We start from the raw sequence: 9,936 nt of genomic DNA, 5'->3' as shown, positions 1-9,936 counted from the left end.
GTTAAATCTTTGATTAAGGTTTTAATCACAATACCTAAATGCCTATGAGAAAAATAAGACAATTTTTATTTTTAATGTTTATTATTGCCCTATTCAGCATCACTGTTGTTGGGGAAAGCAGTGATATGAATTCTATTACAGGTGGGGTGGTTCCGCATCACCTTCTGGCAAAAGAAATTATTGAGGATTTTTTTGAATTTGTTTCAAAACAGCAGCATCCTGAAACAATTATTCTTTTCAGCCCGGATCATTTCAATTGCTCAGCTCTTAAGGCAGATAATTCCTTTATCAGTGTAGATTGGGAAAAAGGATTTATTGAACTGGAAGGTGTATCTGTAAATACTGAGTTATTAAAAAGACTGGCTATTACTAATAATATATTATCAGACAGAAATGCTGTTATTGCTGAGTTCGGTATTACCAATCTACTGCCATTTATTAAAAAATATCTACCGGAAACAAAAATAATTCCTGTTCTTATACCGGAAAATGTCTCACGGGAACAACTAAATCAGCTGGCATCAACAATTGAAATGTTTTCTCCTGCTAACACTTTACTTGTTGCCAGTGTGGATTTTTCTCATTATCTGCCGGCAGAAGCTGCGAAATTTCATGACTTAAAAAGTATTAGAGTGTTATTAAATTTTGAGGAGGAGGAATTTGAAAATATAGAGGTAGACAGCTGGCAAGCCCTGTATTTAGTGAGGCTTTTTGCCGGATTAAGGGGCTGTGAGTACCCCACTGCCATTGCCCGGAAAAATTCTGTTGATTTTATACAGCATGATTTTGACTCTACAACCTCCTATTTTAGTGTGGTTTTCCAAAAAGGGGAAACCGGTAATAATATCAAAACAGAAACTATCCTGTTTTGTGGAGACATGATGTTTGACCGGGGAATAGAAAAATTAGTGAAAGAAAACAGTATTTATTATCCCTTCCAGGAAATAGTGCAGCTTTTGAGAGGTGTCGATATTGTTTTTGCCAACCTTGAAGGACCTGTGGTGGAAAATCCACCAAAGTTTTCAGGTGATGTATTGAAGTTTTATTTTCATCCAAATGTGCTGGAAGGCGTGAAATGGAGCCGGATTAACCTGCTCTCTTTAGCCAATAATCATGTTGCTGATCTTGGTAAAGAAGGCTTGGAAGAAACAAAAAGCCGGCTGCAAGAATACCGGATTAATTTTGTTGGCTCTCCCTTTTCTGTTTTCCCGGGTAAAAATAATAGTCTTTTCTATAGTGAACAGTCTGTCTTTTTGGCCTTTAACCGGATATTGCCTTATGTTGATTATCACGAGGAAATTACCAAAGAAGTTCAAAAAGCAAGACAGGCAAATCCCGGGAAGATTATCATTGTCAGCATGCATTGGGGTAATGAATATGAATTTACCAGCTCTAATACTCAAAGGGATTTAGCCTGCAGGATAATCACTGCCGGTGCTGATGTAATTGTTGGGCATCACCCCCATGTAGTCCAGGAAATCGAATTAATTCATGGTAAGCCGGTATTTTATTCGTTGGGAAATTTTATCTTTGACCAGCAGTTTTTGCCGGAAACCAAAGAAGGATTGGCAGTAGGTTTAAATATTTCAACTGATAAACTCGCCTTTCGACTCTTTCCAATAAAAAACCAGGAAGGCAAGCCAATATTGATGACTCAAATAGAAGCTGAATTATTTCTTAAAAATCTGGCAGAGAAATCTGATAAAAGGTTATGGGAAGCTATTAAAAAAGGTATAATAGAATTGAAACTGATAAAATAAAAAATCAGGGGGTTTAGAAATGAAAAAATCAAAAGAAAATAAATTTAATCATAAAGGTATATATATATTATCCATTTCTATAGGAATTATAATAATATTGTTTTTTACAGTTTTCCAGTCTCTGGCAAATACAAACCAACTTAATAAACAACTAATCAATCCGAAAGATTTTATTATGAAACCACTTGCAGTAAATGCCGATATACCTGGATTTTCTCTACCCTTAAACACTGCTGATATTGAAAATTATCAGGAATTTTTTACAAAGATGCCATTAAACGCAGAAACATTACAATTGCTGGAAAAGAATTCCTTTGCAGTAATCCCAACTCCCCTTGATATAGCTGAACAGGAGGTCTTCCTGGATTTCACCCGGGAAATATCCAATCCCAAAGATGATTTTGTTGCATATTACCAGGTTTTGAAAAATATTGATGTTCCTATTTTTATTACTTCAGATTCTCTATTGCATTACTATCATATCTTTTTTGATACTACCTTGATGCGTTTGGAACGGGATCTGTTTTATAAGAATATCCGGGGAATCAGTAAAGAATTATTTGAGGCATCGTTGCAGGTTTACCAGGAAACTGAAGGTGATTTAAAAGAGGCAGCCAGGAGAAATATTGCCTATCTTTCTGTAGCAATGGAACTCTTAAAACCAGAAAAAAACCAGGTTGTCAGTGATGAAATCCTGAGAGATGAATACTGTACTGAAGAGATGGACTCAGAAATCTGTGAAATGATGATAGCCGGGGTCAAAGATATTTATGGTGAACAGACCAGTTATCAATACTTCAGCCAGGCAGAATTCGAGCAATACAATTTTGAAATTCCGGAATTTGTAAAGGATTTAGTGCATGCAGAAATTAAGCTCATCGAGGAACATAAGGGCTGGGAATATTCCCCTATTTATATATATAAGGAAGATTATTCCCAATATGTGCCCAGGGGTCATTATACCAGGTCAGAAAAACTAAAGAATTATTTTAAGGCTTTAATGTGGTTTGGCAGAATGACAGCCTTGATTGAAGGCTCGCCTTCTTTGTCACCCGGAGAATCAATGTGCAGTGGTGGTGTGGAAGGAATAATTTCCGATTATGATGCTAAGATACAGACCTTGCAGGCGTTTTTACTGGCAGAAAAATTTATCAGTAGCCCTGATATCCGGGAACGATGGGATCGCGTTTATAATATTACCTCTTTTATGGTAGGATTTTCTGATGACTTAGGACCATATGAATACGGTGAAGTGCTGCAAAGATTATTCTCTAAAGAAAATGGCAAAATAAATTCAGATAGATTAATTGAAAAATATGACCAACTGAAAGAAATGATTGGTAATTATCCCTATAACCCTAAAATTTACAGTGGATTAGGTGCCTGTGAATTGTTGATGCCCTGCCCTCCTCTTACTGAAAAAGAAATTCAAGACTTAAAAATTCAAGCCAGGGAACTTCTTAAACAAACAAAAGGTTTTAGAATGATGGGTCAACGGTTTACCCTGGATTCCTGGTTATTCTCTGAAATAGTCTCACCTTATAGTGGTGAATATAATGGGCCAGGTTTGCCATTGCCTACTGAGGAAAAACCCTTTACTTTTAGCTGGAATGACGATTATGAAGAATATAGGGGTAACCGACCATTTACCTGGGTAAAAACAGATGTTGCAGCCTGCCCTCCTCCTGCCACCAGAGAAGTCCGGGGGGTTCCTCGAGGCTTAGACCTGATGGCACTGCTGGGTTCACAGAGAGCCTGGGATATTCTGCAATCTTCCGGAGATACCCAATATAGTGATTATGAAAAAAAATTCTTCGAATTAAAAGATAATATTGATTCTTTCAGGCAGGAAGACTGGTTAAAAAATCTTTATCTGAATTGGCTTTATGTCTTAAAATCGTTACATGGGGAGTTTAACCAGGGATATCCTACCTTTATGCAAACACAAGCCTGGCAGGATAAAGAATTAAATACCACCCTGGCCTCATGGGCTCAATTGCGGCATGATACAATTTTATATGTAAAACAAAGCTATACCATGGCTGAAAGAGGTGGTATGTTCCGGCCTCCGGTGGTAGGGTATGTAGAACCAGTTCCTGAATTTTATAACAGGTTGTTGAATTTAACCAATATGACTTTAACAGGTTTTAGAAAATTGATTCCCCAACAACAACTGGAAGATTTAAGAATAGAATCAGGCTTGGGAAGATTTGCCGAAGTATTACAAAGATTGCTGGATATATCCATAAAAGAATTAGAAAATAAATCACTGGAAGAGTCAGATTATGACTTCATAGAAAATTTCGGTGGTATCTCTGCCGGTTTAATTGGTACAATTGCAGGAGGAGATATTGGCCCTGATGCTTTAAAATCTGTGATGGTTGCTGATGTGCATACTGATGGAAATACCAAAAAAGTACTGGAAGAAGGCACCGGCTTTATTAAGACAGCTGTTATTGCCTATAAATTGCCCCAGGGGCATATTGTGTTAGGGGTGGGACCGGTTTTCAGTTACTATGAATTCAAGCAGCCTATGAGTGAACGGTTAACTGATGAGGCCTGGAGAGAAATATTAAAAGGCAGCAACGCGCCTGATGAGCCGGAATGGATTAGAAGTTTTTCAAGCAAGTAATGGGGCATAACAGCTGAAAAATTTTGTTTTTAATCATCATTTTTCAGTTTTTAGAAAATACAATAATAAATATTAAGCATAGATACGATAAAAATAATTTGCCATTTTTTAAAACTATATCCCAACAGTAATTTGCTTACTATTTATAGAGCTATTATCAGCAATCATTTCAAAATGATGATCAGAGTGATAGAGGGTCATATCATAATATATTGCCAAAGAAGCAATACAAAGATCAACAGAGGGTATAGTAATTCCTTTTCTTCTTAGGCTATAAGCTAATTTTGCACCTGTATTCCAAACTTCTTTATTAGTCTCCAAATAATGAAGGGAATTCAATTCTTCAGATAACTCATTATATTCTTTTTTATTTTTACACCCCTGTAATATTTCAACTACAATTAACCCGCAAGTTGCAACAATATCTTTCTCCAGCAAATCTCCAACTAATTCTTGTATAGTTTCCGGACAGTTAGTTTTTAAAGCAACAATCCAGAGAGAAGAATCAACAAGGATCAGTCTATCTTGTTTATTCATCTTCTCTGCCCTTTTCAAGATCCTTTAAGTCAATTGTTAAATCATATTTTCCTAAACGTTTCTTTAGATTCTTCAGTCTGATTTTTCTGATATATTCTTTTAAAGATAAATTTATCAATTCTTTTTTTGTACGAATTTTTGATATCTTTAATGCTTCTTCTAAAATTTCTTTATCTATGTCTACTGTTGTTCTCATAATACATCACCTCTATGCATAAATTATCATTATTTTTTATGCCTGTCAAGGTTCTTGTGTATTATTTTTGAGCTACAACAAAAATTCTATCTTCTGTTTCAGGTTCTTCAATATTCTTGTCTAAATCTTTAATAATAGAGAAATGAACGTGGTTCCATCCAGTCTCCTCCAATATTTTTTTAACTTCATCTAATTGATAAACATAATTATAGACTATTTCTTCGAACCGACTATATAAATCATCTTCTTCTTTAATAAATCCAGATACCCTGGTAACCGCATTATTTCTGTCTGTATCAAAAATCCCTTTTATCATAAAAAAGATATTTTCTTTATCTTCAATATGCATTCCATTCCATTTGTTCAAACCTTTGCTGGTACTTAAGTCAAAAATAAAGTAACCATTTTTTACAACACACTGGTATACAGATTTAAAACAACTTCCTAAATCTTTTATATCATTAAGATGGTTTATCGAATCATAGATGGATACTGCTAAGCCATATTCTTTTTTAAGCTCAAAATTGGATGCATCTGCTTCTATAAAATTGACTGCGCCTTTGGTTTCGTATTCTCTGGTATTTTCTCTAGCATAAGAAATCATATGAGGAGAGAGATCAAGTCCTGTTACCTGATAACCATTCTTTAAAAACTCTAAGGCTAATTGGCCGGTACCGCAGCAGATATCCAGGAGATTTCTGTTGGATTTATTAATATCCTTATGCTCGTAAAATTTCATAATATAAGATGAAGCCTTAATAGAGAAACTTCCCCACATTTTATTATATACTCTGGCAAATTCCTTCCCGTAAGCCTGACTCATTTTTTTTCCTCCTTTTATTTATTTCCAAATGCTAAGATATTACAATACCATTATTATTACTGATTGATTACAGCCGACGGTAACAGAAACGTGAGATTTTTTTTATAAAATTGCTTTTCATCTTTGCCATCATCCATTGTTCTGCTATTCGTTTTGTTAAAAAACCCATTGTGGGAAAAGAATGCGCAAGAAATAATATACTGTATAATTTAATTTTTTTCTGAATAATCAAAGCCCATTCATTTATCATTTCCCCTGAGCCGTCGCCAACTATAATCGCACCAAAAACTCTTCCCCATCCATTGGCAAATACTTTTATATATCCTTCACTGACATTCTCGGCAATAGCAGCACCATAATTCTCATATCTAGCTGTATAAACCTGGTATTTAATACCTTTTTCTTTCAACTCCTCTTCCTGCATACCCACCATTGAAACCTGTGGATCAGTAAAAACAGTCCAGGGAATTACATATTTTTTATATTTAAATGATCTCCAGGGACTTACGGCATTCATAATGGCAAACATACCCTGGTGCATTGCAGCATGAGTCAATAAATTTATGCCATTACAATCACCCACAGCATATATATTATTAATTGATGTTCTATATTTATCATCTACTTCGATCCCGAGTTTTCCATATTTTACCCCGGTATTTTCTAATTTAAGAGAATCAAAGTCAAATCTCTTGCCTGCTGCCACCAGTAATTTTTCTGAAGTAATTTTAAGCCCGTCTTCTGTTAGAAGGGTTATGCTGCCAAATTCCATCTTTACCTCGGTTATCTTTCTGGAATTATAGACCTCAATACCTTCTCTTTTAAAAATTTCTTCCAGGTAATCTCCAGTAGCCTTTTCTCCGCCGGGAATTAAAAAATCATCCATCTGGACAATGGTGCATTTGGTCCCTAATCTGTTAAAAGCCTGTGCCATCTCACAACCGATAGCCCCGCCACCGATAATAGTCATGCTTTCCGGAAAATCAGGTAAATTGAATATATTCTGATTTGTCAGGATATCAACATCTGATATGCCCTTAATAGGAGGAATCATTGGTTCTGCACCTGTGGCAATAAAAATTCTTTGGGCAGTAATAGTTCTATTTCCTACCTGAACAGTATTTGAATCTACAAAGCTCGCCTCTCCTTCATCCAAAATAAGGGTTACCTTATCAAACATCTTCATATTCTTTTCTTCGGCAATATATTCCAGGTACTCATTAATCTTCTCAAAAGGGCTTTTTACGCCAGCTATTGAGCCTTCCTCCAGACCCATTTCCTGTAATTTAATAAATGAATGCCGATACTTGGCTATTCTTAATAAGGATTTACTGGGGATACATCCTACATTCATGCATTCTCCGCCAATCTTGTTCTTTTCAATGCCACATACTTTTAAACCCATTTCTGCGCCCATAGCAGAAACTGCCATTCCGGCAGGACCAAGCCCTATACATATCAAATCAAAATCATATATCATCTAATCACTCCTATTAATGATTTCTACTATTATACTATATAATAGTAGAAAGTATATTGAATTCCTTATAACGTAAATGCTAATTAAAAATACAGGATAAAATAATTTTTCTGAAAAATTCTCCTCTACCCTCGGAGGGGGAGGGTTAAGATAAGGGGGAGAAAACAAAAGAAGAGCATTTAACCAGGACATAGGTAACAGTTTTGATTCAGGATATAGATTACAAATATATTGAACTAAATCCTAAATACCAAAGATTAACTGCTATTTACTTAAACTTAACCCCTCAACATTTATAATGTTTACTCAATGTTACATATTTGTACAGTACCACGACTATTTTGTCATTGTGAATTCCGCGATTGCGACTGAAGCAATATCATCCAAATATGCGGGCAATACTTTGAAGTTGGATAGTTTTTTTGTTTATAGTTTTTAGTTTTTAGAGAAAGACTCAAAGATGAAATGTTTGAAATGACAAAATATAAAAGAAATCTTTCTGCCATTGCCAATATCTTTATTTTCCTGTCATTGCCCAGATTTCCCCTATTTTGTCCTTGCGAACCAATTTTAATTGGCCTGAAAATCTCATCCAGGTATGCTTACAGTATTATATTTTTGCATTTCAACGTTATAGGATATACAGATTTAGCTCATCAATAATTATTGATTACTTATTACTGATTTTGATTTTCTTATACTAAATACTAACGGCCAACGACTTGTACTATACAAATATCTATTAAATTATTAAATTATGCTATCATGATACTCAGAAGAGTTTGCAGTAGGAAAGGTCAACCAAACGACAGGAGCCATCAATAAAAAGATGAGCTCGATCGATAGATGGACCGCCCTTCTATTGAATAATTAGGCAATCTCATGCACTCATGCTTTCAATTGTTAATTTTAAAACTAAAAACCAAGAACTGTTCTCTGCAACAATCCTTACCTGTAACTATTTCATATATCTTTTTAAATCTCTATAAAAAATTTCATGTCCTCCAACAGCTACAAAAATAATTTCTTTCTTATCTTCATTAACTTGATAAGCTAACAAGATTTGCTGATCAAGCAATTTAAACTTATGGACACGAATTCCTTTTATATCAACTTTCTTTTCTTCTCCAATTAAAGGATTGGCAGCTATCTTATCTTCTATGTCATTTAACTTTTTCCTGAAAAGGAAAGGAAATTTCTTTTTAATGCGATTATATTTAGGGTAGGCGCTTTGTTTGTATGGAGAACCCAATAAAAGAGATTATCCTTTCCAGACTGGTTCAGGTTGGCCGGATTCCAATGAATCCCGAATATCTTCCAGGAATTGGGGATGAATCTCATTTTTAATGTTGAGCCATTCCTCCAATGCAACATTGAGCTGATTGCTAAAACTGCGCCTCTCTTCTTTGGCAATACACTCAATAACTTCTCTCAGTTCTTGTTCCATCCTGAAAGTTATATTTACCTTTTTATTCCTATCCATACAATACACCTTCTTTAATGTTGTATTTAAGCTTGCTTTATATAAAGACTATCATACAATGTATGTAAATGCAAGTACATTACTTGCTTTATAACAAGAAGGTTTTTAGAAAAAGGCTCAAAGATGAAATGTTTTAGACATAAAATAATAATAGATGAAAAACAAATAATGGGGATAGATCCCTTCTTTGAAATCTATCCCCATTATTTTTTCAAGTTATATTACATTGTTAAGAACGTTCTTTATTTAATCCTTACGTCAAACAGGAAACCATTCCCCAAGAAGTTCAATTATCTTATTTTGTTAACAAATTCATTAATTGTTAAACCGGATCTAGCAATTAGTGATCGCAATGTTCCTCTTGCAACTTCGCGATGATTTGGAACAGACAATGTAGCAATATGTCCTTCTTTTACAAGAATGATATGACTTCCTCGACGTCTGGCCACTTCCCACCCAAGACGTATAAAAGCTTTAACGACCTCCTGCCCACTCAAAAGAGGGATTTTTTGCATTACACGGATACCTCAATCTCGCGCATACTTACAGTTAGCGGCATACCTCTTTCAGAACGAACCTCCAGACATTGTTTGATGGCATCCTTAATATTTTCCATTGCTTCATCTTCAGTTTTCCCTTGACTTACACAACCTGGGATGGATGGACACTCAATCACAATCATTCCATCTTCATCTCTTTCCATTGTTACAATAAATTTCATTCTTCCAGTCTCCAATATAATAAAATTTAAAAGATACTAAGAACTCTCAAATGCACTCATCAAATATTTTATCATAAAAAACCTATAAATGATAAAAGAATAAGTTTTAGACTGTCAGGAGAAAATTCAGATAAAAGACGTGACTAATTTTATTCAATTATTCTAGCAATTATTGATTTTAAAACTAAAAACAAAAAACTGTAAAAAACTAATAATGGGGACAATTCCGCTCTTGGAACCTATCCCAATTATTATTAAATCAACTTACATTGTCAGAAACAATTCTCAGCTCATTCTTTGATAC

At 34.7% G+C, this 9,936-nt stretch carries 10 protein-coding genes; 2 read left to right on the top strand and 8 right to left on the bottom strand.

Annotated elements, in window-relative coordinates; genetic code table 11:
• Positions 1 to 74 precede the first annotated feature (74 nt).
• Positions 75 to 1,760, top strand: coding sequence for an AmmeMemoRadiSam system protein B (gene amrB, locus PHQ99_06645; protein MDD4289249.1), 1,686 nt, complete (start codon positions 75 to 77; stop codon positions 1,758 to 1,760).
• A 19-nt stretch (positions 1,761 to 1,779) separates the two neighbouring features.
• Complete coding sequence (locus PHQ99_06640; GenBank protein ID MDD4289248.1) at positions 1,780 to 4,392, top strand: DUF3160 domain-containing protein; 2,613 nt, start codon at positions 1,780 to 1,782, stop codon at positions 4,390 to 4,392.
• Positions 4,393 to 4,506: 114 nt separating this feature from the next.
• Here PHQ99_06640 and PHQ99_06635 read toward each other — a convergent pair whose 3' ends face one another.
• From PHQ99_06635 to PHQ99_06600, 8 genes are all read right to left on the bottom strand, one after another.
• Positions 4,507 to 4,929, bottom strand: a complete 423-nt coding sequence (locus PHQ99_06635) for a PIN domain nuclease (protein MDD4289247.1) — start codon at positions 4,927 to 4,929, stop codon at positions 4,507 to 4,509.
• Complete coding sequence (locus PHQ99_06630) at positions 4,922 to 5,125, bottom strand: type II toxin-antitoxin system VapB family antitoxin (protein MDD4289246.1); 204 nt, start codon at positions 5,123 to 5,125, stop codon at positions 4,922 to 4,924. The genes PHQ99_06635 and PHQ99_06630 overlap by 8 nt, the downstream gene beginning before the upstream one ends.
• A 61-nt stretch (positions 5,126 to 5,186) precedes the next feature.
• Positions 5,187 to 5,948 carry a class I SAM-dependent methyltransferase gene (locus PHQ99_06625; GenBank protein MDD4289245.1) on the bottom strand — a complete coding sequence of 254 codons (762 nt, stop codon included), beginning with the start codon at positions 5,946 to 5,948 and terminating at the stop codon, positions 5,187 to 5,189.
• Positions 5,949 to 6,015: 67 nt separating this feature from the next.
• Complete coding sequence (locus tag PHQ99_06620) at positions 6,016 to 7,428, bottom strand: NAD(P)/FAD-dependent oxidoreductase (protein ID MDD4289244.1); 1,413 nt, start codon at positions 7,426 to 7,428, stop codon at positions 6,016 to 6,018.
• Between the two features lie 958 nt (positions 7,429 to 8,386).
• Positions 8,387 to 8,680, bottom strand: a complete 294-nt coding sequence (locus tag PHQ99_06615) for a type II toxin-antitoxin system RelE/ParE family toxin (protein MDD4289243.1) — start codon at positions 8,678 to 8,680, stop codon at positions 8,387 to 8,389.
• 9 nt (positions 8,681 to 8,689) lie between these two features.
• Positions 8,690 to 8,911 (bottom strand): hypothetical protein, encoded by a 222-nt coding sequence (locus PHQ99_06610; protein ID MDD4289242.1) that lies wholly within the window; start codon positions 8,909 to 8,911, stop codon positions 8,690 to 8,692.
• Positions 8,912 to 9,201: 290 nt separating this feature from the next.
• The gene (locus PHQ99_06605; GenBank protein MDD4289241.1) at positions 9,202 to 9,426 is read right to left on the bottom strand and encodes a type II toxin-antitoxin system HicA family toxin; all 225 of its coding nucleotides are present in this window, start codon (positions 9,424 to 9,426) and stop codon (positions 9,202 to 9,204) included.
• Positions 9,426 to 9,632 carry a type II toxin-antitoxin system HicB family antitoxin gene (locus PHQ99_06600; GenBank protein ID MDD4289240.1) on the bottom strand — a complete coding sequence of 69 codons (207 nt, stop codon included), beginning with the start codon at positions 9,630 to 9,632 and terminating at the stop codon, positions 9,426 to 9,428. The genes PHQ99_06605 and PHQ99_06600 overlap by 1 nt, the downstream gene beginning before the upstream one ends.
• Positions 9,633 to 9,936 lie beyond the last annotated feature (304 nt).

This window comes from Atribacterota bacterium (assembly GCA_028703475.1).
Lineage (GTDB): Bacteria > Atribacterota > Phoenicimicrobiia > Phoenicimicrobiales > Stramentimicrobiaceae > JAQVMU01.
This window is presented reverse-complemented; position numbering and strand designations above follow the sequence as displayed.